The sequence below is a fragment of the Wenxinia marina DSM 24838 genome, from assembly GCF_000379485.1.
Classification (GTDB): Bacteria; Pseudomonadota; Alphaproteobacteria; order Rhodobacterales; family Rhodobacteraceae; genus Wenxinia; species Wenxinia marina.
Genome location: NZ_KB902314.1, coordinates 84,856 through 109,205, shown reverse-complemented (window position 1 = coordinate 109,205; position 24,350 = coordinate 84,856). Strand labels below are relative to the sequence as shown.

Genomic DNA, 24,350 nt, shown 5'->3' with positions numbered 1-24,350 from the left:
GCACTTCCCGGTTCCGTCCGCCAACCGGCCGCTCTAGACTCGGCCCATGAGCGAGAGCCTGACCCTCAATCTGCCCGACGAGGCCGCGACGCGGGACCTCGCCGCGCGCCTCGCCGGGGCCGCGCGGCCGGGCGACGTGCTGCTGCTGTCGGGGCCCGTCGGGGCCGGCAAGACCGCCTTCGCCCGCGCCTTCATCCGCGCCCGCCTGCGTTCGCCCGGGACCGAGGTGCCGTCACCCACCTTCACGCTGGTGCAGACCTACGACGACGGCAAGGCCGAGATCTGGCACGCCGACCTCTACCGCCTGTCGCACCCGGACGAAGCGCTGGAACTGGGCCTCGGCGACGCGTTCGAGACGGCGATCTGCCTCGTGGAATGGCCCGACCGGCTGGGATCGCTGGCGCCGGAGGATGCGCTGCACCTGCACCTGTCCGCCGACGCGGACGGCGTCCACCGCGTCCGTGTCGCGCCGGGCGCCCGCTGGGCCCCGCTGATCGGGCCCGAGGCGGCATGATCGACGTCGAGGCCTTCCTCGCCGCCGGACCGACGCGCGGCTGGACGCGCACGCCCCTTGCCGGCGACGCGTCCGCCCGCCGGTACGAACGTCTGACGGCGCCGGACGGCCGGACCCGCGTGCTGATGATCGCCCCCGCGGGCGATGCCTCGACCCATGCGTTCGTCCGGGTGACGGCCCACCTGCGCGACCACGGCCTGTCCGCGCCCGAGATCCTGGACGCCGCGCCCGAGAGCGGGCTGCTGCTGCTCGAGGATCTGGGACCGACGCACTGCGCGGCGCACCTGTCCGGAACGCCGGACGACGAGGTGCGGATCGCCGACGCGGTCGCCGACCTCCTCGCCGCACTCGACGCGCTGCCCGTTCCCGAGGGGCTGGCGCGGATGACGCCCGAGGTGGCGGGCGCGATGCTGGCGCCGCTGGCCCACCACGCGCCCCGGATGCCGGTCGGACTGCTGGACGAGATGGCGGCCGTGGTCGCCGACGCGGTCGAGGCGCAGTGCGGGCCGGCCGACCGGTTCAGCCTGCGCGACTGCCACGCCGAAAACGTGATCTGGCGCCCCGGGCGCACCGGCCACGCCCGGCTGGGGCTGCTGGACTACCAGGACGCGGTCGCCGCGCCGCGGGGCTATGACCTCGCCTCGTGGATCGCCGATGCGCGGCGGGACGTGCCGCCGGCGGTGGCGCGGCGGATGACCGAGCGGCTCGCCTCGGCGCTTGGCATGGCGCCGCAGGACCTGGCCGCCGCCGTCGCGGTCCTGCAGGTGCAGCGCAACCTGCGGATCCTCGGGATCTTCGCCCGCCTCGCGCGGGAGGAGGGCAAGCGCCGCTACCTCGCCTTCCTGCCCCGCGTCCGCGCCCACGTGGAGGCCGGCCTCGCGCATCCCGCGCTCGCCGAGCTGCGGCCGCTGGTCCACGAGGCCCTCGCGACCGAGCTGGAGCGATCGGCCCCGGCATGAGTGGACTGCCGCTGCTGATCTTTGCCGCCGGCCTCGGCACCCGGATGGGCGCGCTCACCGCCGACCGGCCGAAGCCGCTGGTCGAGGTGGCGGGCCGGCCGCTGATCGACCACGCGCTGGACATCGCCCGGACCGCGGGGGCCGATCCGATCGTCGTGAACACGCACTACCGTGCGGCGCAGCTGGAAGCGCATCTCGGAGGCACCAGCGTTCGCCTGTCGCACGAGCCGCTGCTGCTGGAGACAGGCGGCGGGCTGCGCCGCGCGGCGCCGCTGCTGGGTCCGGGGCCGGTCTGGACGCTGAACAGCGACGCCGTCTGGGACGGCCCGAACCCGCTGACCGCGCTGACGGAGGCGTGGGGCGGGCACCGCATGGATGCGCTTCTCCTCCTCCTGCCGCGCGAGGCCGCAACCGGCCACACGGGGAGCGGCGATTTCGTCCCCGGCCCGGACGGCCGCCTCGCGCGCGGGCCGGGCCTCGTCTATTCCGGAGCGCAGATCGTCCGGCCCGAGGCGCTGGACGGGATCGCGGCGGAGGCCTTCTCGATGAACGTGGCGTGGGACCGGATGATCGCGGGCGGCCGCCTGTACGGCGTGGCGTGGCACGGCCGGTGGTGCGACGTGGGCCGCCCCGACTCCATCCCGCTGGCCGAAGCGCTGCTCGCCTGATGTTCGCGCCCTCGCCCGTCCCGCGGCTCTTCGCGCTGCCGCCCGGCGCCGACTTCGCGTGCGAGGTCGCGCGCGGGCTGGCGGACCGGCTGGCGGGCGCCCCGCCCGAGGACTGGGCGCGCGTCACCATCTTCGTCAACACGGCACGGATGCGGCGGCGGCTGACGCAGGCCTTCGATGCCGGACCGGCGCGCCTGCTGCCGCGGATCCGCCTCGTCACCGACCTCGCCTTCGACCCGATCGAGGGCGATCCCCGCCCGCCGGCGCCGCCGCTGCGCCGCCGGCTGGAGCTGGCGCAGCTGATCGGCGCGCTGCTCGACCGGCAGCCGGACGTGGCGCCGCGCGCGGCCCTCTACGACCTGTCCGACAGCCTCGCCCGGCTCATCGACGAGATGCATGGCGAGGGCGTGGGGCTGGACGCGATCCGGGGCCTCGACGTGGGCGACGCGTCGGGGCACTGGCAGCGCACGCTCGCCTTCCTGCAGATCGTGGGCGACTGGATCGACCCCGAGACCGCCGCCCCGGCGGCCGAGCTGCGCCAGCGCCGCGTGGTCGAGGCGCTGGCCGAGAAGTGGATCGCGGACCCCCCGCAGGGCCCGGTGATCGTCGCCGGCTCCACCGGCTCGCGCGGGGCGACGGCCCTGTTCATCGAGGCGGTGGCGCGGCTGCCGCAGGGCGCGACGATCCTGCCCGGCTTCGATTTCGACACGCCGGAGGAGGTCTGGCGCGGGCTGGACGAGGCGAAGACGGGAGAGGATCATCCGCAGTTCCGCTATGCGCGGATGATGCACCGTCTGGGCCTCACCGCTGGCGAGGTGCAGGCCTGGACCGACGCGCCGCCGCCGCGGCCGGCGCGCAACCGGCTGGTGTCTCTGTCGCTGCGCCCGGCGCCGGTGACGGACCAGTGGATGCGCGACGGCCCGACGCTCGGGCCGATGGACGCCGCGACCGAGGGGCTCACGCTGGTGGAGGCCGAGTCGCCGCGGGCGGAGGCCGAGGCGATCGCGCTGCGCCTGCGGCAGGCGGTGGAGGACGGGCAGCGCGCGATCCTCGTCACGCCGGACCGGATGCTGACGCGCCGGGTGGAGGCCGCGCTCGACCGCTGGGACATCGTCCCCGACGACAGCGCCGGCACGCCCCTGCCGCTCACCGCGCCGGGACGGTTGCTGCGGCAGGTGGCCGAGCTGTTGGGGACGCGGCTGACGGCCGACGCATTGCTGGCGCTGCTGAAGCACCCGCTCGCGGCCACCGGGGCGAAGCGGGGCGACCACCTGCGCTGGGCGCGCGAGCTGGAGCTGCGGTTCCGCAAGGACGGCGCGCCGTTTCCGACCCGAGCCGACCTCGCGGCCTGGGCCGCCCTGCGCAAGGAGGACGACGGCCGCGCCGCCTGGGCCGCGTGGGTCGCCGACCTGCTGGAGCCGCTGGCCGATCCCGCGCCGCGCCCGCTGGCCGAGCACCTCGCCCGGCACCGCGCGGCGGCAGAGGGGCTCGCGGCCGGCTTGAACGGCTCCGGCAGCGGCGGGCTGTGGGACGAGCGGCCGGGGCGCGAGGCGCTGGCGCGGGTGACGGAGTTCGAGCGGCACGCGGACGTCGGCGGCACGGTGTCGACCTTCGACTACCGGACCCTGTTCGACGGCGTCCTGCGGGGCGGCGAGGTGCGCGACCGCGACGAGGGCCACCCCCTCGTCCTGTTCCGCGGCACGCTGGAGGCGCGGATCGAGACGGCGCCGCTGGTGATCCTCGGCGGCCTCAACGACGGCATCTGGCCGCCGGTGCCGGCGCCCGACCCCTGGCTGAACCGCGCGCTGCGGCAGGAGGCAGGGCTGCTCCTGCCCGAGCGGCAGATCGGGCTGTCGGCGCACGACTACCAGCAGGCCATCGCGGCGGACGAGGTGTGGCTGACCCGCTCGGTTCGCTCGGCGGAGGCCGAGACGGTGCCGGGGCGCTGGCTGAACCGGCTCACGAATCTCGTCGCCGGCCTGCCGGATCAGGGCGGCCCGGCGGCGCTGGAGGCGATGCGCGACCGGGGCCGCCTGTGGCTTGCCCGTGCGGCGGCCGGGGATGCGCCGGCGGAGCGGACGGCGCCGGCGAAGCGCCCCTCGCCGCGCATCCCGGCCGAGGCGCGGCCGGCAACCTACACCGCCAGCGACATCGCCACGCTGATCCGCGATCCCTATGCCCTCTACGCCCGCAAGGTCCTCGGCCTCTACCGGCTGGACCCGCTGCGCCAGGTCCCCGACGCCGCCCAGCGCGGCACCGTCCTGCACACGGCGCTGGAGCGCTTCGTGAAGGAGGGCCCGCCCCCCACCGATCCCGACGCCCGCCGCCGGCTGATGGCCACCGTGGCCGAGGTGCTCGAGGCGGAATGCCCCTGGCCGACCGTCCGCCACGTCTGGGCCGGCCGGTTCGAGCGCGTCGCCGACTGGTTCCTCGAGACCGAGGCGGAGCGCCGCGCGAAGGGCACGCCCGCCCTGTTCGAGGAGAAGGGCGAGGTGCCGATCGCGGGTCTCGGCGTCACCGTCACCGCCAAGGCGGACCGGATCGACGACGACGGCGCGGGCGGGGCGCTGATCTACGACTACAAGACCGGCAAGGCCCCCTCGCAGAAGCGGCAGGCGACGTTCGACAAGCAGCTGATGATCGAAGCGGCGATCCTCGACCGCGGCGGCTTCCCCCGGATGCAGGGCCACCGGACGCGGGAGGCCGCCTATATCGGCCTCGGCGCCGACCCGAAGGTGGAGCCGGCGCCCCTTTCGCCCGAGACGTGGGACCGGCTGGTGGAGCTGCTCGCCTCGTGGCGGTCGCCCGACCGCGGCTACACCTCGCGCATCGCGCCGGCCTTCATCAGCTACGACGGCGACTACGACCAGCTCGCCCGGCGGGGCGAATGGGACGACACCGACGATCCGGCGCCGGAGACGCTGACATGATTCGCGACGCCGCCAGCCAGCGGCAGGTTCAGGCCGCCGATCCTGCCGCCTCGACCTGGGTCGCGGCGAATGCCGGGTCGGGCAAGACGAGGGTGCTGACCGACCGGGTGGCGCGGCTGCTGCTGCGCGGGGTCGATCCGCAGAACATCCTGTGCCTGACCTATACCAAGGCCGGCGCGAGCGAGATGCAGAACCGCCTGTTCCGCCGCCTCGGCGGCTGGGCGATGCTGCCGGAGGACGCGCTACGGGACGAGCTGCGGACCCTCGGTGTCGAGGATGCGCTGGGCGCCGCCGCGCTGGCCGACGCCCGGCGCCTGTTCGCCCGCGCGATCGAGACGCCGGGGGGCCTGCGAATCCAGACGATCCACTCGTTCTGCGCGTCGCTGCTGCGGCGCTTCCCGCTGGAGGCGGGGATCTCGCCGCAATTCGCCGAGATGGAGGAGAAGGCGTCGATCCTGCTGCGGCTCGACACCGTGGACGAGATGGCGGCGGACCCGGAGGCCGCGCCGCTGGTGGACGGCTTCGCCTCGCTGGTGCGGGGCGACGAGATCGCGGCGGCGCTCGGCCAGATCTGCGACGCCCGCCGCCTGTTCGAGCGGCCGTGCGAGGAGGCGGAGCTGCGCGCGGCGCTGGGCCTGCGTGACGGGCTGGACGGCGCGGGCCTGCTGGCCGAGATCTTCGGGCCGGGCGACCGCGCGATGCTGGACGGCCTCGCCGCGCTCTGCGCCGCGGGCAGCGCGGCGGACGTGAAGGCCTCGGTTGTCCTGCGCGCCCTGTCCGACCCGCCCCGGATCGGCGATCTGCCGGCGCTGGAGAGCCTGCTGCTCTACGGCGAAAAGGCGCAGGCCGGGCCCTACACGGCCAAGGTCGGGGCGTTCCCGACGAAGAAGACCCGCACCGCCGCCGATCCGGACACCATCGACGCCCTCGAGGCGCTGATGGAGCGGGTGGAGGCGGCGCGGCCCGACCGCCAGCGCCTCGGCACGCTGCGCAAGGCGCTGGCGCTGCAGGCCTTCGCGCAGGAGTTCCTGCGCCGCTACGACGCCGCCAAGCTGCGGCGCGGCGTCCTCGACTTCGACGACCTGATCGGCAAGGCCCAGCGCCTGCTGACCGACCCGCTGATCGCGCAGTGGGTGCTGTTCCGCCTCGACGGCGGCATCGACCATATCCTCGTGGACGAGAGCCAGGACACCAGCCCGACCCAGTGGGTGGTGATCGAACGCCTCGCGGCGGAGTTCGGCGCCGGCATCGGCGCCCGGGCGGACCGCGAGCGGACGCTGTTCGTCGTGGGCGACCGCAAGCAGTCGATCTATTCCTTCCAGGGCGCCGACCCGGCCGAGTTCGACCGGATGAAGGCGCATTTCGGCGAGCGCCTCGCCGCGGGGGGCGAGCAGCTGGTCTCGCTCGCCCTCGAACATTCCTTCCGCTCCGCGGCCGAGGTGCTGCGCATCGTGGACCGCACGTTCGAGGCCGATCCCACCGGCCTCGGCGACGCGCCGATGCACCTGGCGTTCCATCCCGACATGCCCGGCCGTGTCGACATCTGGCCGCCGCAGGAGCCGGACCCGGCAGTGGCGGACGATCGCAAGTGGTACGAACCGCTCGACCTGCCCTCACCCGCCGATCCGCAGGTGATGCTGGCCGAGAAGATCGCGGCCGAGATCCTGCGGATGACCCGGGAGGAGACGATCCCCGAGCGGCGCGACGGCGTGTGGAGCCGGCGCCGCGTGACCGAGGGCGACGTCCTGATCCTGTTCCAGCGCCGCTCGCCGCTGTTCCACCACGTGATCCGCGCCTGCAAGCGGGCCGGTCTGGACGTCGCGGGCGCGGACCTGCTGGAACTGTCCAAGGAGCTGGCGATCCGCGACCTGACCGCGCTCCTGCGGGTGCTGACCCTGCCCGAGGACGACCTGTCGCTCGCCACCGCGTTGAAGAGCCCGCTGTTCGGCTGGACCGAGCAGCAGCTGTTCACGCTGGCGCACGGCCGGCCCGGCTACCTGTGGCAGCGCCTGCGCGAGCGGCGGGAGGACCACCGGGCGACTTGGGACATCCTCCAGGATCTGCGCGACCGGGCCGACTACCTCCGGCCGTTCGACCTGCTCAGCCGCATCCTCGGGCGCCACGACGGGCGGGCGAAGCTGATCGCCCGGCTGGGGCCGGAGGCGGAGGATTCGCTCGACCAGCTGCTGTCCCTGTCGCTGAAGTACGAGCAGCAGGGCGTGCCGGGCCTCACTCACTTCCTCGAATGGCTCGAGACCGAGGAGCCGGAGGTGAAACGCCAGGTCGACAGCGCCGGCGGGCGGCTGCGGGTGATGACGGTGCACGGGGCCAAGGGCCTGGAGGCGCCGGTGGTGATCCTGCCGGACACGGTGAAGCGGCAGGCGCGCGGCGGTGACGGCATCTACGACATGGACGGTCTGCCGCTGTGGGCGCCGAACAAGGCCGACATGCCGCCCGAGATGCTGGCCCGGCGCGACGGTCTGATCGAGGCCGAGGGAGAGGAGCGGCGGCGTCTGCTCTACGTCGCGATGACGCGGGCGGAATCGTGGCTGATCGTGTGCGCCGCGGGCAAGGCGGGCGAGGTCGCCGAGGGGACCGACAGCTGGCACGCCCAGATCATGGCCGCGATGGACGCCGAAGGGGTGCCGCACGCATTTCCCACCGGCGAAGGCCGCCGCGTGGCGCGGGCCGAATGGGATCGCCTGCCGCTGGTGGAGCGCCGCGTCGCGCAGGCAGTCACCGCGGCGCCGCTGTCCTTCGGACCCGCCGAACGGCCCGTCGATCCGCGGCCGCTGTCGCCTTCGGACCTGGGCGGCGCCAAGATCCTCCCGGGCGAGGCGTCCGGCGGCACGCAGGAGGAGAGCATGGCCCTCGGCAGCGCGGTGCACCTGCTGCTGGAGCATCTGCCCGGTCTGCCGCCGGAGCGCCGCGCCGAGGTCGGTATCTCGCTGCTGCAGGCCCTGCCCGATGCCGCGCTGAACACCGGACACGAGGAGATCGTCGCCGACGTCATCGCCCTGCTGGGCCGGCCCGAACTTGCGCAGGTCTTCGCGCCCGAGACGCTGGCCGAGGTGCCGCTGACGGCGGAGGGACCGCAGGGCCGGCGGCTGGTCGGCATCGTCGACCGGCTGATCGTGACGCCCGGCAAGGTCACGGCCATCGACTTCAAGACGAACCGGATCGCCCCTGACCATCCCGACTCCACCCCCGAGGGTCTGCTGCGCCAGATGGGGGCCTACCGCCACGCCCTGCTGCAAATGTGGGCGGACCGGGAGGTCGAGACGGCGATCCTGTGGACGGCGACGGGCCGGCTCATGGTATTGTCGCCAGATATTGTGATGCCGGCGTGGCAGAGGGCGAGCGCTGGGTTGACGCCCTAGGGAAGCGTACATAGCTTCCGGCCCTGACCTTTTGCCAAGGAGCAACCTCATGGCAACCCATGCCGTCACCGACGCCACCTTCGACACCGAGGTGCGCCAGTCCGACATTCCCGTCGTCGTCGACTTCTGGGCCGAGTGGTGCGGCCCCTGCAAGATGATCGGCCCGGCCCTCGAGGAGATCTCGCAAGAGATGGAGGGCAAGGTGAAGGTCGTGAAGGTGAACGTCGACGAGAACCCGAACTCGCCCGCGCAAATGGGCGTCCGCGGCATCCCGGCCTTGTTCGTCTTCAAGGACGGCGAGGTCGTCTCGAACCGGGCCGGCGCCGCGCCAAAGGCCGCGCTCGCCGACTGGATCAAGTCGTCGATCTAACATCATGTGGTAGAAGCTCCACCCGAGCTTCCAACATGTTGTTGATGTTCGATTCTTTTTTCTTGCAAACGGCGAAGGTATCGAGTCTAAGTCCTGTTGCTAGGCCTGATTCGAATTGCCGAATTAGGAAAAGGGCTCCGAAGCTGCTTCAGTTTCGGAGCCCTTTTTGTTTGGAACCAAACTCTTGAACGAATCACTTCACGCTTGATTCGGTACCAGACCTATAGTAGCCTGGCTCTAGCCCCCCAACATCTTGCGGTAGGCCGGCGTTTTTCGGTTGACCTTGGTCTCAGGCGCCGCTAGTGGTGGATTGCCGCGTCAAGGGCGCGGTGGAGCGGCAATTCGTATCAGGCCTAGCAACCGAAGCGATGAGCCGCTCCTTCACTCGAAGAAGGAACACCCTCATGGGTATCGCGACCATTGGAACTACCGCGCGCACCGGTGAAATCTGCCCCACCAGCGGGGTCTGGAAGTCGATGGACAATCCCTCGACGACCGCGCCCATCGCCAAGGGCAATCGGATGCCGCCGCACAACGGCAAGGCTGTCACCTGGAAGTTGATCCAGCTGGCCTAAAGCCAAAGACTTCGAAAAGGGCGCCTTCGGGGCGCCCTTTTTGATGCGCTGGTTGCGGGCCGCAGGGGCCGTCCGCATATAGCGCGCAGCGAACGACACCCGGAGGCGACGATGGCGAAGGACGAATTCCCCGGCTGGCACGGCACCACGATCATCGGCGTCCGCAAGGGCGGCGAGGTGGTGATCGCCGGCGACGGTCAGGTCAGCCTCGGCCAGACCGTCATCAAGGGCACCGCCCGCAAGGTGCGGCGCCTCTCCCCCGGCGGCCGCGACGTGATCGCGGGCTTCGCCGGGTCGACCGCCGACGCCTTCACCCTGCTTGAACGGCTGGAGAAGAAGCTCGAGGCCGCGCCGGGGCAGCTGCAGCGCGCGGCGGTGGAGCTGGCCAAGGACTGGCGGACGGACAAGTACCTGCAGAAGCTGGAGGCGATGCTCATCGTATCGGACGGGGCCGAGCTGTACGTCATCACCGGCGCCGGCGACGTGCTGGAGCCGGAGCACGACGTGACCGCCATCGGCTCGGGCGGGAACTACGCGCTGGCCGCGGGGCGGGCGCTGATGGGCTCGGACCTGTCGGCGGAAGAGATCGCGCGGCGGGCGATGCAGATCGCCGCCGACATCTGCGTCTACACCAACGGCAACCTGACGGTGGAGACGATCCGGGCGGGGTGAAGCGTTTCCCGCCCCGGCCTTGAGCCGGGGCCTCGCATCGTTTTGCGGAACCCGTCGAGGTCCCGGGTCAGGCCCGGGACGGGAGTTTCTTCGATGGGACCGGAATGCCCGCCCCGGCCTTGAGCCGGGGCCTCGCGCGATCCCGCGCCGACCTCACACGATGAACCGCCGCCAGTCGTCGTAGTTGCCTTCGACGTTGCCCTTCGGGATCGACAGCGCGATCAGCGCAAGGGCGAAGGCGAAGGACGCGAAGGTGGCCAGCCAGCTGCTTTCCACCATGAACGGCGCGAACAGCAGGACCACCCCCAGCAGCGCGTTCATGAACCGCGCCGCCCGCGCGACGACGGCCAGCGCGGTGACCGAGAAGGTCAGAACCAGCGCGCCGACGACGTGGTTTACGGCCGACAGTCCGCTCTCCCACGTCAGGACCAGCGGCGACAGCATCAGAACGACACCCAGCGCCGCCGACGCCGCGAGGGTCCACGGATAGGTCATCCCGCCCAGGACCATCTCCTTCACGATCGCCCTCGGCGACTGTTCGAAGTCGTCCACATCGCGCGGCTCGTCCGGCCCCTCGTCGGTGTCGCCGGTGAAGAAGACCCGCAGCCAGGGCTGGCCGGCGCGGTGGCGACGCTTGAGGAACTGGTAGGTCGCGACGATCTCGTCGATGGAATAGGGGATCTGGAACAGCATCGCCGCCGCCGCGATCAGGCAGAGGGTGCAGTAGGTGCCAAGAAGGATCGGCTGGATCACGATGAAGAAGATCGATACCGCGCCCAGCGGCACGATCATGATCCCGAACAGCACCACCAGCCACGGCATCGTCCGCCAGCGCGCGGCGCTGCCGACGACGCCCACCACGATCTCGAGCGCGTAGGTCAGCGCGCCGACCCCCGCGTCGGGGACGGGCCAGGCCTCGCTCACCGACGAGGTGATGATCGCCTCGGTGCCGTTCAGCGGCGGGCGGTCGCTGCCGAAGAACGGCTCCCACACGCCGGGGATCGTCTCGAGCTGGTAGGCGCCGAGGTAGCGCGAGACCAGAAGCCCGACGACGGCGAGGATGATGACGGGCAGGCGCTGGAACCACTCGGACGGGGAATAGTCCCAGCCTTTCGGCGTCGTCGGGCCGGTGACCGCGGCGGTGGGCGAGATGCCGGGCGGCGGGCCGACGGCGACGGCGAGGGCGGTGACGATCAGGCCGACGAGCGTGCCGTTGAGGTAGGCGGAGCCGGTATCGCTCCAGAAGATCAGCGGCGCGAACATCAGCCAGACGCCGACGGCGGCGCAGACCCACCGGGCCGGAGCGAGGCGCCAGGACAGCGACGCCATCGCGGCGAGGAACAGGACCAGGCCGGCGAGGACGTCTGTCACGCCCAGCCACACCTCGTCGTAGCCGAGGAGCGGCGGCGAGGTCATCATCCAGATGCCGAAGCCGGCATTCGCCCAGTGCGCCCACAGGGCGCCGCGGTGGCCGGCGCGGTACCGCTCCAGATGCCTCTGCCGGATCTCGTCCGGCCGCTCGCCCCGCTCGGCCGCCGAGGTCATCCAGGGCGGCGGAGTGATCCCGTTCGCCTTGTACCAGCCGATCGGATCGCGCTTCAGCGCCGCCACGATGTTCGTCAGCCCGTCCTCGATCCGATGATCCGGCTGCCAGTCCAGCAGTTCCCGCGCGCGCGAGATGTCGAGCGCGTAGTGGTCGCTGGAGAGGTCGATCATGAAGGGCCGGATGAACGGCTTCTCGCCTTGGTCGAAGGCATCGGGAACGACCGGCTCGCTCTTCGTCTCGGCCCAGGCGGCGGCCTTGGCGAGAGCCTTGGGCACGGTGATCGTGCGCCAGGCCGGCTCGTCGTGGATCAGGTCGGCGAGCCGGCGCTGCAGGGCGTCGTAGCCGATGGCGTGCTCTTCGCCGATCAGGATCGTTGCCCGGTCGGGCAGCTCCTCGCGGCGGTCCACGGCCTTGCGGAAGGCGGCGACGAGGTCGTCGATGTGCACGAAGCTCTGACCGGCGGAGAGGTCGCCGGAATAGAACCGGCTCTTCAGGCCGCGCTCGTAGATGCGGGCGATCTGGTGCGACAGGGTCGGCACCGCGGTCTCGTCGTCGTAGAGCCCGGCGATGTGCAGGAACGTGGCCTTGGCGTCGCCCGCCGTCTCGCGGATCGCCTCCTCGGTCCGGGCCTTGGACTGCGGATAGGGCCAGGACGGGTCTATCGGCGCGTCCTCGTCGATCGTCTCGCCGGGGCGTGCGGCCTCGTGCACCAGCATGGTGCCGGAGTAGACGACCTGCTCGACGTCGAAATCGTCCAGCGCCTCCAGCAGCTTGCGGGTCCCCTCGACGTTCACCGCCTGGTAGGCCGCCTTGTCCTCGCCCGAGAAGTCGAAGAACGCGGCGAGGTGGATGACCGACGCGACCTCGCGGCCGTAGGTCTCCGCCACCTTGTTCAGCGCCAGCTCGAGCGAGGCGGGGTCGGTCAGGTCCGCCTCGTAGCTGTCGCACGGCGCGTCCTCCTCCACCGTGCGATCCAGGCCGACGACGCGGTAATCGTCCGCCAGAGCGGTGCAGAGGCGGCGGCCGATGTTGCCGTCCGCGCCGGTGATGAGGATGAGGGGCTTCTCGGCGGCGGGGGGCGTGTGGTCTTGCGGCATCGGGGTCCTTCCGTTCGGGACTGGAACGGCTGCCTCCGGGGCCGGTTCCCGGTACGCCTGACGTTAGGGGACCGCCGCCTTGGCAACCGCTCCCCTGCCCCATATGTCGGCGCGGACGCCGAAAGGACACGCGAATGACCGACCTGACCCCCCGCGAGATCGTCTCCGAGCTCGACCGGTTCATCATCGGGCAGAAGGACGCCAAGCGCGCCGTGGCGGTCGCGCTGCGCAACCGCTGGCGCCGGCGTCAGCTGGGCCCGGACCTGCGCGAGGAGGTCTACCCCAAGAACATCCTGATGATCGGCCCCACCGGCGTCGGCAAGACCGAGATCAGCCGCCGCCTGGCCAAGCTGGCCCGCGCGCCGTTCCTCAAGGTCGAGGCGACGAAGTTCACCGAGGTCGGCTATGTCGGTCGGGACGTGGAGCAGATCGTCCGCGACCTCGTCGACATCTCCATCGCCCAGACCCGCGAGTTCATGCGCGAGGACGTGAAGACCCGCGCCCGCGAGGCGGCGGAGGATCGCGTCGTGTCGGCCATCGCCGGCAAGGACGCCCGCGAGGGCACGCGCGAGATGTTCCGCAAGAAGCTCCGCTCGGGCGAGCTGGACGGCACGATGATCGAGATCGAGGTGACGGACACCTCGAATCCGTTCGGCGCGCTGGAGATGCCGGGCCAGCCGGGGATGATGCCGGGCGGCATGAGCCTCGGCGACATCTTCGGCAAGGCGATGGGCGGACGGAAGACGAAGAAGCGCGTCACCGTCGCCGACAGCTACGACCTGCTGCTCGCCGACGAGGCGGACAAGCTGCTGGACGACGAGACGGTGACGAAGGCCGCGCTGGAGAGCGTGCAGCAGAACGGCATCGTCTTCATCGACGAGATCGACAAGGTCTGCCGCAACGCCGAGAGCAATCGCGGCGGCGACGTCAGCCGCGAGGGCGTGCAGCGGGACCTGCTGCCTCTGATCGAGGGCACGACCGTCTCGACCAAGCACGGGCCGGTGAAGACCGACCACATCCTCTTCATCGCATCGGGTGCCTTCCACGTCGCCAAGCCGTCGGACCTGCTGCCCGAGCTGCAGGGCCGCTTGCCGATCCGGGTGGAGCTGCGGGCGCTGACCGAGGGGGATTTCATCCGCATCCTGACCGAGACGGACAACGCTCTCACCCGTCAATATGCCGCACTTCTCGGCACCGAGGAGGTGAAGGTTGAGTTTACCGAGGACGGCATCGCCGCCCTCGCCCGGATCGCGGCGGAGGTGAACCAGAGCGTCGAGAACATCGGCGCCCGGCGCCTCTACACGGTGATCGAGCGAGTGTTCGAGGACATCTCCTTCGACGCACCCGACATGTCGGGGCAGGAGGTGACGATCGACGGCGCCTTCGTCGAGAAGCATCTGGGCGATCTCGCTCGCTCGGCCGACCTCTCGCGCTACGTCCTCTGACGCCACAGCCCGTCGTCGCGGGACCACTCGGACCGGTCGACGACGGAGAATTCAGGGGTCTCGCCGGCGGCGTACCGCTCGATGACGGCGCCGGTGGGCGTGACGTCGAGCACGTTGAAGCTGTTGTCCTCGCCCCGGACCCGCGTCGACAGGCCGGTGCCCGCCTGCACGAACAGCAGGCCCGGCGCCGCCTCGAACGGCGCGGCGGACGCGTTGTGGAGGTGCCCCGAGAGGGCGATGTCCGCGCCGGCGTCGGACAGCGCCGCGAGCGCCTTGCGCGACCCCTTCATCAGCTGCTTGTCCACGTCGGGCGAGTGCTCCAGCGGGTGGTGCATCACCGCGACGCCGACGTGGGAGTCGCGGACGGCGCCCAGTTCGCGCGACACGCGGCGGCGGGCGTGGCCGGCAAACATCCCGCGCTGCCAGTAGAACGGGTTCACGGTGTTGATGCCGACGACGCGGACGCCGTCGTCCTCCCAGCACGGCTCGAGATCGGGGTCGATATGCCGCTTGTAGCGCGACCAGGGGCGGGTGAAGCGGACCCACAGATTGTCGAGCGGGGTGTCGTGGTTGCCGGGCACCGACAGCGTCGGCGCCGCGATCCGGTCGAGAAAGGCGCGGGCGGCGCGGAACTGGCTATTGCGGGCGCGTTGCGTGAAGTCGCCGGACACGATGACGAGGTCGGCCTTCAGCCGTTCGATCGTCGCCAGCAGCGGCCGCGTGAGGTCCGCCCGGACCCGCCCGAAATGCAGGTCGGAGAGATGGATCAGCCGCGTCACGGGACGACGACGTCGATCACGTTCTTCTTCATCTCCACCGTCACCGGCGAGGGCAGGCGGAACTTCTCGCCGTCGCAGGCGACGAGGACCGTGCGGCGGCGGGTGTCCACGCGCACCCGATCCGCGGGCAGCAAGTCGAAGTCGCGGCCCTCCTTCATCGTGCCCCGCAGCAGGTGCCAGGCCTGCAGGAACAGCCCGGCCCGCCCGGTGCGCGAGCCGACGAAGATGGCGAGGCGATCCCGCTCGACCTCTGACTTGCCGGGGAGGTTGAAGTGCTCCAGCTGGAAGGCGGAACGGGCGACGAAGATCAGCGGCGTCACGTAGCGGCGCTGGCGGCCGTCGACGTCCAGCGTCACCTTCAGCGGCGCCTGCGCCTTGAGGAACGTCTTGACCACCGACCAGTAGGCGGCGAGGCGGCTGCGGCCCCAGGATTTGTAGACCGCTTCCCGCTCCTGCAGGATCGCGGGATAGATTCCCATCGAGACGTTGTTGAGGAAGAGCTGTCCGTCAACGGCGGCGAGGGACATCGGCATCCTCCGACCCTGCGACAGGACGCGGGCGGCCTCTTCCGCGTCCTCGGGCAGGCCGAGGCCCCGGGCGAAGAAGTTGAACGTGCCCAGCGGCAGCACGCCCAGCGCGGCGGAACTGCCGGCAAGGCCCTGCGCGACGCCCATGATCGTGCCGTCGCCGCCGGCGGCCGCGACGATGGCCGCACCCGACTTCGCCGCCTCGCGGGCCTTCGCGCCGATATCGTCTCCGGGATCGACCTCGACGACTTCGGCCCGGTCGCCGAGGGTGCGGATCGCCGCCTCCAGGCTCTCGCGGGCCGCCTCGCCGAGGCCGGACATGCGGTTGCGGATCACGACGATGCGGTTCGCCTCCACGGACCCGTCCCTGGCCGCTGCCATCTCATCTACGTCCTTCATCGAGAGGGGTCCCCTTTCCGCCGCAACGCGGGCCGGCCCGTTCCGGTTCACCGCGATTTCGCTTTGACCTTTCGGGTCCGGGGCGCGAGATCCGGCATCGGGCCGCGATTGGCCCCGCGGGGCCCCCGATGTCGTCTTACCTCCGATTCCTGAAGGAAAACGCCCCCTGGCTTGCGGCGGGGGCGCTGCTGTCCTTTCTGTCCTCGTTCGGGCAGACCTTCTTCATCTCGGTCTTCTCCGAGGAGATCCGCGCCGCGTTCGGCCTCAGCCACGGCGGCTGGGGCCTGACCTACACGGTCGGCACCATGACCTCGGCGGCGCTGGTCCTGTGGCTGGGCGGCCTCGCCGACGTGTACCGGGTGCGCGTCATGGGAACGGTGGTGCTGACCGGCCTCGCGCTGACTCTGCTGGCGATGAGCGTCAACGGCTCCGCCCTGCTGCTGCCGGCGCTGATCCTCGGCCTGCGCTTCTTCGGGCAGGGCATGTCGAGCCACCTGTCCTTCGTCGCGATGGCGCGCTGGTTCGTCGCGACGCGCGGCAAGGCGCTCGCGGTCGCGACGGGCGGCTTCGCGCTGGCCGAGGCGATCATGCCTCTGGGCGTGGTGGCGCTGAAGCGGGTGATGGACTGGCGCATGATCCTGGTCCTCGGCGCGGTCGTCTGCCTCGCCGCGATCCCGCTCCTCTGGGCGCTGCTGCGGCGAGAGCGGACGCCGCAGGGCGATGCCGAGACTTCGGCTTCGGTCGGCATGGGCGGCCGGCACTGGACGCGGATGGAGGTGCTGCGCAGCCCGCTGTTCCTCGCCCTCATCCCGGCGCTGACCGCCTTTCCGGCCTTCAGCACGGCGTTCTGGTTCCACCAGATGCACTTCGCCGAGCTGAAGGGCTGGGTGCACCTCAACTTCGTCGCGACCTTCCCGATCGGGACCGCGTGCTTCCTCGGCTCCACCGTCGCCTACGGCTGGGCGATCGACCGCTGGGGGACAGCGCCCCTGTTGCCGTTGTACCTGCTGCCGCTGGCGGGGGCGTTCCTGATCCACGCGATCTCTCCCACCATCCCGTTCGAGATCCTCGGCATCATGCTGATGGGCGTGGCGGGCGGCGGACAGGCGACGCTGCCGGCGGCCTGCTGGGCGGAGTTCTTCGGCACGCGGCACATCGGGTCGATCAAGGCGCTGGTGGCGGCGATCATGGTGCTGGGATCCGCCCTCGGGCCGGGGATCGCGGGGGTGCTGATCGACGCGGGGATCGACCTTCCGGCGCAGTACCTGTTCTACGCGGCCCTGTTCCTCGGATGCTCCGCCATGATCGCGCCGGTGGTCCGGCGGGCGAAGGCGGCGCTACCGGCGGCGGCCTAGGTAGACGTAGTAGGCCCCGTCCCCGCCGTGGCGCCGGTGCGCCGGCGTCACCTGCAGGACCGCGCCGGCCAGCGGCGGCAGCGACAGCCAGTGCGGCACCTGGTGGCGCAGGGCACCGGCCCGGGCGGGCATCGGCGCCGCGTCGTCCCGCACCCGGCCCTTGCCGGTGATGACGAGGACCAGCCGACGGCCGGTCATCTGCGAAGTCAGGACGAAGGCGTTCAGGGCCGTGTGCGCCTCGGCCAGGGTCATGCCGTGCAGGTCGATCCGCGCCTCGGGGCGCAGCTTGCCGCGGGTCATCTGCTTGTGGGCGCGGGCGTCCATCCGCACGGGCCGGGCGGCCATCCCCTCGGCGAGACCGGGGAGCAGGTCGTCGCTGCCGCGGTGGTCGACCTTCGCGCCGACGCGGAACCTCGGCAGCGGCGCGGCGGGGGGCGCGGCGGGTGGTTCTGGCGCCTTCGGCGCCTCCGGCTCGGCCGCTGGCGGCGCGCGCCGCGGATGCATCGGCGCGGCGGTCTGCGCCACCCGGTCCCAGAGCGCGCGCTCCTCCGGCGACAGGTGCCTGGGCCTGCGCATCAGCCGCTCGCCAGCCGTTCCGGCAGCAGGGCATAGGCGCGCTGGATCGGCAGCAGGACGACCATCCGCCCGCCGTCGCGGATGCGCCCGGCCTGCCGGCCCGCCTCGCGCCCGGTGCCGAAGAAGATGTCGGCGCGCTGGGCGCCCTTGATCGCGCTGCCGGTGTCCTGCGCGACCATCAGCCGCTGCATCGGCGTGGCGCCCGCCTTCTCGATCCAGACCGGCGCGCCGAGGGGGTAGTGCGCCGGATCGACGGCGATGGACCGCAGGGTGGTGATCGAGCGGTTCATCGCGCCCAGCGGCCCGAGCTCGGCCGGGACCTCGCCGATGTCGCGGAAGAAGACGTAGGACATGTTCTGCCACAGCAGCGCGTCGCGCTGTTCGGGGTTGCGGCGCACCCACGAGCGGATCACGTCGGCCGACACTTCGTGCGGCTCGAACTCGCCCCGCGCGACCAGCGCCGCACCGATCGAGGAATAGTCGTAGCCGTTCGCCCCGGCATAGCCGAGGCGCAGCACCTGCCCGCCCGGCAGGCGGATGCGACCAGATCCCTGGATCTGCAGGAAGAACAGGTCCAGCGGGTCGTGCACCCAGGCCAGCTCCAGCCCCTGCCCCTCCAGCGCGCCCTCGTCGATCTCGCGCCGGGTCGGCCAGCCGGTCGCGGGCGGGTCTGGCATGCCGTAGACAGGGACGGAGTAGTAATCGCTGGGGAAGCGGTCGCCGCGGATCTCCGGCTCGAAATAGCCGGTGAACAGCATCGGGTCGCCGTCCTCGATCAGGACGGGCCGGAACGCATGTTCGAAGAAGGCGCGGGGGTCCGCCGCAGCCGGACCCTTCGCCAGCGCGCAGAGGGCGCGCCAGTCCGCTTCGTCCATGTCGCCGCAGGTGCCGGCAAAGACGTCCAGCGCGAAGCCATGGTCGTCGTCGGCCCAGCCCGACAGGTCGTCGAACTCCAGCAGGGTGACGCGCGTGTCGGCCATCGCGGGCAGGCTCGTCAGCGACAGGGCGAGGAGGACGTGCCGCAGCACGGCGCCCCTCACTCTCCCGTCGCGACGAGGATCCAGTTGGGATCGGCGCTGCCCATCGCGCGGGCGAAGGTCCAGACGTCGCGCTGCCGCTTGATCGCGTTGGGGTCGCCCTCGACCACGTCGCCGGCGTTGTCGCGCACGGCCTGCGTCAATTCGCCCACGAAGCGGACGGTGATCTCGGCTTCCTTGGTCGCCTCGTCGAAGTCGGCGTCCTTGATCCCGATCTCGGCGAGGCCGACGAACGTCGCCTCGACCTTCAGGCCCTTGCGCTCGCGTTCTTCGACGACGGAGGCGAAGGCGGCGTAGATGTCGTCCGAGATGTAGGGGCGGACCGAGGCGAGGTCGCCCTTCTCGAACGCCATCAGGATCATCTCGTAGGCGCCTCGGGCCCCCTGCAGGAATTCGCCCACGTTGAAGGAGGGGTCGGTCTGCTTCATCCGGCCCAGCGCCTTGGCGGAGTCGCTGCCGGCGGGCACGTGGTCGACGATATCGTGATCCGGTCCGCCCTCGATCACCTCGAGCTCGGGGCGCGGGGCGCCGCGCCGTTCGGGCGGGAGCTTGGCCGGCGGCTTCTCGAACCCGTCGCGCGTTCCCAGCACGCTGCGCAGGCGCAGGATCAGGAACACGGCGATCCCGGCGAGCACGAGCAGTTGGAGAATGGGAGAGTTCATCGGATCCTCGTTGCGGGAATGGCATGGCCGCGGGTCCGACCCTATGTAGGTCGGGCGGCGGGCCAAGTCTACCGGCCCGCCCGTCCCGAAAGGTAGTTCCAAAGGGCGCGCCATGTACCTCTTTCTCGCGTTCGTCGCGGTTCCGCTCATCGAGATCGCGCTGTTCATCACCGTGGGCGGCTGGATCGGCCTGTGGCCGACGCTGCTGATCGTGGTGCTGACGGCGATCGCCGGCACCGCCCTCGTCCGCAGCCAGGGGGCCGAGGCGATGCGCCGCCTGCGGGCCAGCATGAACGAATTGACCGACCCGACCGAACCGCTGGCGCACGGCGCGATGATCCTCTTCTCGGGCGCGCTGTTACTGACGCCCGGCTTCTTCACCGACGCGGTCGGTTTCGCGCTGCTGATCCCGCCGGTGCGCGACGCGGCGATCCGCGCGGCGCGCAAGCGCGTGACGGTGCAGTCCTTCTCGATGGGCGGCGCTCCCGGCGGGCCGGGGCGCGAGCGGCCGACGCATCGGCCCGGTGGTCCCGGCGACCGCGTGATCGACGGCGAGTTCGAGGACCTGACGGCGGAGCCGCCGCAGCGCCCCACCCACCGTCCGCCGTCCGGCTGGACGCGCCACTGACCCGGCCGATCGCCGGCCGGCTTTCGATTGAGGCGCCGGGGTCCGGCTGCTAGGTAGCCTCCCGAAGCCTGTTCAGAGGGAGATTTTACCATGACCGACAATCCCGATCCCACCGGCGCCGGCGCCCCGGCCGGCGCCGAAGCCACGCAGTCCCGGCCGACGACGAAGGTGCTGACCCAGTACATCCGCGACCTGTCGTTCGAGAACGGCCTCGCCACCAAGGCGATCACCGGCGAGGTGAAGCCGCAGATCGCCGTCCAGGTGAACCTCGACGCCCGCCGCCGCGGCAACGAGAACCAGTACGAGGTCATCACCAAGATCAAGGCGACGTCCAAGAACCAGGGCGGCGACGAGACGCTGTTCGTGTGCGAGCTGGAATATGCCGGCATCTTCCAGGTGGAGGGCGTCGCGCAGGAGCAGCTGCACCCCTACCTGCTGATCGAGTGCCCGCGCCTGACCTTCCCGTTCGTGCGCCGGATCCTCAGCGACGTGACGCGCGACGGCGGCTTCCCGCCGCTGAACCTCGACCAGATCGATTTCCTCGAGATCTACAAGCAGGAGATCCAGCGTCGGGTCGCGGCCGGTCAGGGCGGCGAAGGCGCCCCGGCGAACGGCGCGGCGACCGACGCCTGAGACCTCAGCCGAACGACCCCCAGAGAGCGCCCTCGCCCAGCCGCCCGACGAAGGCGGCGTGGGCGGCGGCCTCTTCTGGCGTGACGCGCGGCTGAAGCGGCCGCGGCCGCGGGCCGGGGCGCCAGTCGGCCGCGACGTCGTCCGACCCTCGCGCGCGGGCCGGACCGGCGAGGACGAGGTCGGGCTGCCGCCCGCCGATCAGTTCCAGATAGACGTCGGCAAGGATCTCGCTGTCGAGGAGCGCGCCGTGAAGGGTGCGCGACGAGTTGTCGATCCCGAAGCGGCGGCACAGCGCATCCAGCGACGCGGGCGCGCCCGGAAATCGCCGCCGCGCGATCGCCAGCGTGTCGAGCGCGCGGTCGGCCGCCAGCGTCGGCTTCTTCGCCCAGCGCAGCTCGGCATTCAGGAATTTCATGTCGAACTCGGCATTGTGGATGACGAGCTTCGCATCCCCCACGAAATCGAGGAAGGCCTGCGCGATCTGCGCGAAGAGCGGCTTGTCGGCGAGGAACTCGTCGCCGAGGCCGTGCACGTCGAACGCTTCCTGCGGCATGGCGCGCTGGGGGTTGATGTACTGATGGTACGTCCGGCCGGTGGGAACGTGGTTCAGCAGCTCGACCGCGCCGATCTCGACGATGCGGTCGCCGGTCTCGGGCTCGAAGCCCGTCGTCTCGGTGTCGAGAACGATCTCACGCATCGCCTGCCCCTTCGCCAATCATCTCGTCGATGATCCGCCTTACCTGAATCAGGGCGCCCTCCAGGGTCAAGGTCTCGATCACCCAGTCGGCGCGGGCACGCTTCTCGGCGTCGGGCATCTGCCGGGCGAGGATGGTGTCCAGCTGCTCTGCGGTCATGCCGGGGCGGGACAGGACTCTGGCCCGCTGGATGTCGGCGGGGACGGAGACGACGGCGACCCGGTCGCAGAGGACGTCGCCGCCCGTTTCGTAGAGGAGCGGGATGTCGAGGACGACGAGGGGTGCGTTCGTGGCGGCGAGGAAGGCGGCCCGGTCGGCGGCGACGAGGGGGTGAACGATGGCGTTCAGCCGGTCGAAGCCGGACGGGTGGGCGGCGAGGCGCTCCTTCAGAAGCGGGCGGGAAATGGCGCCATTCTCCGTCACGCCTGGAAACGCCGCTTCGACCGGCGCGACCGCGGCGCCGCCGGGCGCGTAGAGGCGATGCACCGCGGCGTCGGCGTCCCAGACCGGCACGCCCTCGGCCGCGAACATCGCGGCGGTGGTGGACTTGCCCATCCCCACCGAACCGGTGAGCCCCAGGATCCGCGTCACCGCAGGACCGCCGCCCTGGCCGCCTCGTCCACCTCGGGACGCATCCCGAACCACCGCTCGAAGCCGGGGACAGCCTGATGCAGCAGCATGCCGAGGCCGTCGACGGTGGTGCAACCCGCCGCCTCGGCCTCGCGCAGGAGGCGCGTCCGGAGCGGGTTGTAGACCAGATCCATGACGACGGTCCCGGGGACCAGCCCGTCCAGCGGGACGCGCAATTCGGGTTGGGCCGTCATGCCGAGGGAGGTCGTGTTCACCACCGTCGCCGCCTCTTCCATCACGTTGCCGGCCTGGATCCAGTCGACGACGCGGATGCGCGTGCCGAACTCGCCGCGCAGGGCTTCGGCCTTGGGCCGGGTGCGGTTGGCCAGCAGGATCTCGGGGACGCCGGCCTCGAGCAAGGCCGACAGGATCGCGCGGCTCGCGCCGCCCGCGCCCAGGACGACCGCCGGCCCCGACGCCGGGTCCCAGTCCGGCGCGCCCTGGCGGAGGGCGGAGAGAAAGCCGACGCCGTCGGTGTTGTCGGCGTGGATCAGTCCGTCCTCGCGAAAGATCAGCGTGTTCGCGGCACCGATGAGGATGGCGCGGTCGCTGACATGGTCGGCAATGTCGAGAGCGGCCAGCTTGTGCGGGATCGTGACGTTGGCGCCGACGAACCCCATCCTCGGAAGTGTCCTGATGACGGATCGCAGGTCGTCCTCGGCCACCAGCAACGGCACGTAGTCGCCGCGCAGGCCGTGGCGCTTCAGCCAGTGCTTGTGCAGCCGGGGCGACAGCGAGTGCGCGACGTGGGTGCCGAGGACGCCGGCGAGCGGAACGGTGGGACGGGTCATGAGGAGAGAACGTTGCGGAGCGTGAGGTAGGTGAGCACTTCGAGGAGGGGCAGGCCGAGGATGGCGAAGTAATCCCCCTCGATCCGGGAGAACAGACGGATCCCCTCCGCCTCGACCTGGTAGCCGCCGGCGCAGCCGGCGATGGACGGCCAGTTGCGGGAGACGTAGGCCGCGATCCAGTCGTCCGACCGGTCCGCCATCGTCAGCCGCACGGTGGTGACGTGGCGCCACTGCACCTCGCCCCCGAGGGCGATGGCGGCGGCGGTCTGCAGGCGGTGGGTCCGGCCCCGCATCTCGCGGATCCGGGCGACAGCCTCGGCCTCGTCCTCCGGCTTGCCGACGGCCCGGCCGTCGAGGTCGAGCACCTGATCGGAGCCCAGGACGAAGGCCTCCGGCCGCCGGGCGGAGATGCGGAGCGCCTTGGCCTCGGCCAGCGCGTTGGCGATTTCGCGCGGACTTGCGCCGCCGGCGGCGAGACTGTCGCGGATCGTCGCCTCGTCGAGGCGAGGTACATCGACGTCGAACGTCACGCCCGCGCGGGACAGGAGGTCGGCGCGGGTGGGGGAGCCGGAGGCGAGGACGAGGTCGGGCACGGGCTGTGGAGAATTCTCTGGAAAGGAGCGGGACGGCGACGGGGCGGAGTGTGGAGCGGCGGGGCCGGAAGGTGAAGCCCCCGGACAGGTCGGGAGAACGGCGCCCCGCCGGCCGGGTTATCCCGTGTGGGCATGGAGGAATCGACGCGGTGGAGAAGTCGGTGTCGGCGGCGTTGTCAACGGCCGCCGGCAGAGGCAGCTCACACTGTAGATTTCTCCAATTATCTGTTTCATAACGATTTTCATGAACGCAAGCGGGGATTTTCGGTCCGGCGCCTTCCGGCCGGTCTGGGGATAAGTCGGGGGACGATATGCCGAGGAGGACTTCTCCACAGTACTAACAAATACAACTTCTTTTCTTTTCAATCTTATTGAGAAAGGAAGGGGGCGAAGGAGAGCCTCGTGGACCTGATCGTCGTCCTCTATCCGTGGATCAAGGCACTGCACGTGATTGCGGTGATCGCCTGGATGGCCGGCCTGTTCTACCTGCCCCGTCTGTTCGTCTACCATGCCGAGCAGGCGACGGTGGGCGACCAGCTGGACGGGACGTTCCGGGTGATGGAGGACAAGCTGCTGCGCCTCATCATGCGGCCGGCGATGATCGTCGCCTGGATCGCGGGACTGGTGATGGTTGCGGCGGGGGCGTTCGACTGGGGCGCGGTCTGGGCCTGGGCCAAGACGGCCGGGGTCATTGGGATGACGGCGATGCACGTCTGGCTGGCGCGGCGGCGGAGGGAGTTCGCCGAGGGACGGAACACACGAAGCGGGCGGACCTATCGGCTGATGAACGAAGTCCCCACGCTGCTCCTCGTCGTCATCGTGGTCGCGATCATCGTGCGTCCCTTCTGACGCGGAAACGTCCCGGCGGGCGGGCGGCGCCGTTGACTCG

The 24,350-nt window shown here is 71.2% G+C and carries 23 protein-coding genes; 13 read left to right on the top strand and 10 right to left on the bottom strand.

Features of this window, described 5'->3' with window-relative positions; translation table 11 throughout:
* Nucleotides 1-46: 46 nt before the first annotated feature.
* From tsaE to hslV, 8 genes are all read left to right on the top strand, one after another.
* The gene (gene tsaE / locus A37W_RS0118685) at nt 47-514 is read left to right on the top strand and encodes a tRNA (adenosine(37)-N6)-threonylcarbamoyltransferase complex ATPase subunit type 1 TsaE (RefSeq protein ID WP_018304579.1); all 468 of its coding nucleotides are present in this window, start codon (nt 47-49) and stop codon (nt 512-514) included.
* Nucleotides 511-1,473: an aminoglycoside phosphotransferase family protein gene (locus tag A37W_RS22440; RefSeq protein WP_018304578.1), complete on the top strand. Its 963-nt coding sequence runs from the start codon at nt 511-513 to the stop codon at nt 1,471-1,473. The genes tsaE and A37W_RS22440 overlap by 4 nt, the downstream gene beginning before the upstream one ends.
* Nucleotides 1,470-2,141, top strand: coding sequence for a nucleotidyltransferase family protein (locus A37W_RS0118675; protein WP_018304577.1), 672 nt, complete (start codon nt 1,470-1,472; stop codon nt 2,139-2,141). Before A37W_RS22440 ends, A37W_RS0118675 begins: the two co-directional genes overlap by 4 nt.
* Nucleotides 2,141-5,071 (top strand): double-strand break repair protein AddB, encoded by a 2,931-nt coding sequence (gene addB, locus A37W_RS0118670; RefSeq protein ID WP_018304576.1) that lies wholly within the window; start codon nt 2,141-2,143, stop codon nt 5,069-5,071. Before A37W_RS0118675 ends, addB begins: the two co-directional genes overlap by 1 nt.
* Nucleotides 5,068-8,451 (top strand): double-strand break repair helicase AddA, encoded by a 3,384-nt coding sequence (gene addA, locus A37W_RS0118665; protein ID WP_018304575.1) that lies wholly within the window; start codon nt 5,068-5,070, stop codon nt 8,449-8,451. Before addB ends, addA begins: the two co-directional genes overlap by 4 nt.
* A 49-nt stretch (nt 8,452-8,500) precedes the next feature.
* Complete coding sequence (gene trxA / locus A37W_RS0118660) at nt 8,501-8,821, top strand: thioredoxin (protein WP_018304574.1); 321 nt, start codon at nt 8,501-8,503, stop codon at nt 8,819-8,821.
* 404 nt (nt 8,822-9,225) lie between these two features.
* A complete protein-coding gene (locus A37W_RS24075) occupies nt 9,226-9,396 on the top strand; it encodes a hypothetical protein (RefSeq protein WP_169337595.1) in 171 nt (56 codons plus the stop codon).
* A gap of 111 nt (nt 9,397-9,507) precedes the next feature.
* The gene (gene hslV / locus A37W_RS0118650) at nt 9,508-10,068 is read left to right on the top strand and encodes an ATP-dependent protease subunit HslV (protein ID WP_018304572.1); all 561 of its coding nucleotides are present in this window, start codon (nt 9,508-9,510) and stop codon (nt 10,066-10,068) included.
* 153 nt (nt 10,069-10,221) lie between these two features.
* Here hslV and A37W_RS0118645 read toward each other — a convergent pair whose 3' ends face one another.
* A complete protein-coding gene (locus A37W_RS0118645; RefSeq protein WP_018304571.1) occupies nt 10,222-12,711 on the bottom strand; it encodes an NAD-dependent epimerase/dehydratase family protein in 2,490 nt (829 codons plus the stop codon).
* Between the two features lie 134 nt (nt 12,712-12,845).
* Between A37W_RS0118645 and hslU the strand changes: the two genes are divergently transcribed.
* Entirely contained in the window at nt 12,846-14,156 is a 1,311-nt protein-coding gene (gene hslU / locus A37W_RS0118640) for an ATP-dependent protease ATPase subunit HslU (protein ID WP_018304570.1), read from the top strand.
* On the opposite strand, the gene A37W_RS0118635 is transcribed toward hslU, so the two are convergent.
* Entirely contained in the window at nt 14,144-14,935 is a 792-nt protein-coding gene (locus tag A37W_RS0118635) for a metallophosphoesterase family protein (RefSeq protein WP_018304569.1), read from the bottom strand. The genes hslU and A37W_RS0118635 overlap by 13 nt on opposite strands.
* Nucleotides 14,932-15,861, bottom strand: a complete 930-nt coding sequence (locus A37W_RS0118630; protein WP_051081073.1) for a diacylglycerol/lipid kinase family protein — start codon at nt 15,859-15,861, stop codon at nt 14,932-14,934. Before A37W_RS0118630 ends, A37W_RS0118635 begins: the two co-directional genes overlap by 4 nt.
* Before the next feature lie 128 nt (nt 15,862-15,989).
* Here A37W_RS0118630 and A37W_RS0118625 point away from each other — a divergent pair, with 128 nt between their 5' ends.
* Nucleotides 15,990-17,216, top strand: a complete 1,227-nt coding sequence (locus A37W_RS0118625; protein ID WP_018304567.1) for an MFS transporter — start codon at nt 15,990-15,992, stop codon at nt 17,214-17,216.
* On the opposite strand, the gene A37W_RS0118620 is transcribed toward A37W_RS0118625, so the two are convergent.
* Genes A37W_RS0118620 through A37W_RS0118610 form a run of 3 tightly spaced genes read right to left on the bottom strand, consistent with a single transcriptional unit; the run spans nt 17,199 to nt 19,491 of the window.
* On the bottom strand, nt 17,199-17,792 hold the full coding sequence (locus A37W_RS0118620; RefSeq protein WP_018304566.1) for a Smr/MutS family protein: 594 nt from the start codon (nt 17,790-17,792) through the stop codon (nt 17,199-17,201). The genes A37W_RS0118625 and A37W_RS0118620 overlap by 18 nt on opposite strands.
* Complete coding sequence (mltA, locus tag A37W_RS0118615; RefSeq protein ID WP_047772178.1) at nt 17,792-18,772, bottom strand: murein transglycosylase A; 981 nt, start codon at nt 18,770-18,772, stop codon at nt 17,792-17,794. The genes A37W_RS0118620 and mltA overlap by 1 nt, the downstream gene beginning before the upstream one ends.
* A 56-nt stretch (nt 18,773-18,828) precedes the next feature.
* Nucleotides 18,829-19,491 carry a Tim44/TimA family putative adaptor protein gene (locus A37W_RS0118610; RefSeq protein WP_018304564.1) on the bottom strand — a complete coding sequence of 221 codons (663 nt, stop codon included), beginning with the start codon at nt 19,489-19,491 and terminating at the stop codon, nt 18,829-18,831.
* Nucleotides 19,492-19,603: 112 nt separating this feature from the next.
* Here A37W_RS0118610 and A37W_RS0118605 point away from each other — a divergent pair, with 112 nt between their 5' ends.
* Complete coding sequence (locus A37W_RS0118605) at nt 19,604-20,119, top strand: FxsA family protein (RefSeq protein WP_018304563.1); 516 nt, start codon at nt 19,604-19,606, stop codon at nt 20,117-20,119.
* A gap of 90 nt (nt 20,120-20,209) precedes the next feature.
* Nucleotides 20,210-20,752 carry a protein-export chaperone SecB gene (gene secB, locus A37W_RS0118600; protein WP_018304562.1) on the top strand — a complete coding sequence of 181 codons (543 nt, stop codon included), beginning with the start codon at nt 20,210-20,212 and terminating at the stop codon, nt 20,750-20,752.
* 4 nt (nt 20,753-20,756) lie between these two features.
* Here the strand turns inward: secB and dnaQ are convergent, their stop codons facing one another.
* Genes dnaQ through A37W_RS0118580 form a run of 4 tightly spaced genes read right to left on the bottom strand, consistent with a single transcriptional unit; the run spans nt 20,757 to nt 23,461 of the window.
* Entirely contained in the window at nt 20,757-21,449 is a 693-nt protein-coding gene (gene dnaQ, locus A37W_RS0118595; protein WP_026198602.1) for a DNA polymerase III subunit epsilon, read from the bottom strand.
* Entirely contained in the window at nt 21,442-22,038 is a 597-nt protein-coding gene (coaE, locus tag A37W_RS0118590) for a dephospho-CoA kinase (protein WP_018304560.1), read from the bottom strand. The genes dnaQ and coaE overlap by 8 nt, the downstream gene beginning before the upstream one ends.
* Nucleotides 22,035-22,868 (bottom strand): shikimate dehydrogenase, encoded by an 834-nt coding sequence (locus tag A37W_RS0118585; protein WP_018304559.1) that lies wholly within the window; start codon nt 22,866-22,868, stop codon nt 22,035-22,037. Before A37W_RS0118585 ends, coaE begins: the two co-directional genes overlap by 4 nt.
* The gene (locus tag A37W_RS0118580) at nt 22,865-23,461 is read right to left on the bottom strand and encodes a Maf family protein (protein WP_018304558.1); all 597 of its coding nucleotides are present in this window, start codon (nt 23,459-23,461) and stop codon (nt 22,865-22,867) included. Before A37W_RS0118580 ends, A37W_RS0118585 begins: the two co-directional genes overlap by 4 nt.
* A gap of 402 nt (nt 23,462-23,863) precedes the next feature.
* Here A37W_RS0118580 and hemJ point away from each other — a divergent pair, with 402 nt between their 5' ends.
* Nucleotides 23,864-24,310, top strand: coding sequence for a protoporphyrinogen oxidase HemJ (hemJ, locus tag A37W_RS0118575; RefSeq protein WP_018304557.1), 447 nt, complete (start codon nt 23,864-23,866; stop codon nt 24,308-24,310).
* The last annotated feature ends 40 nt before the right edge of the window (nt 24,311-24,350 follow it).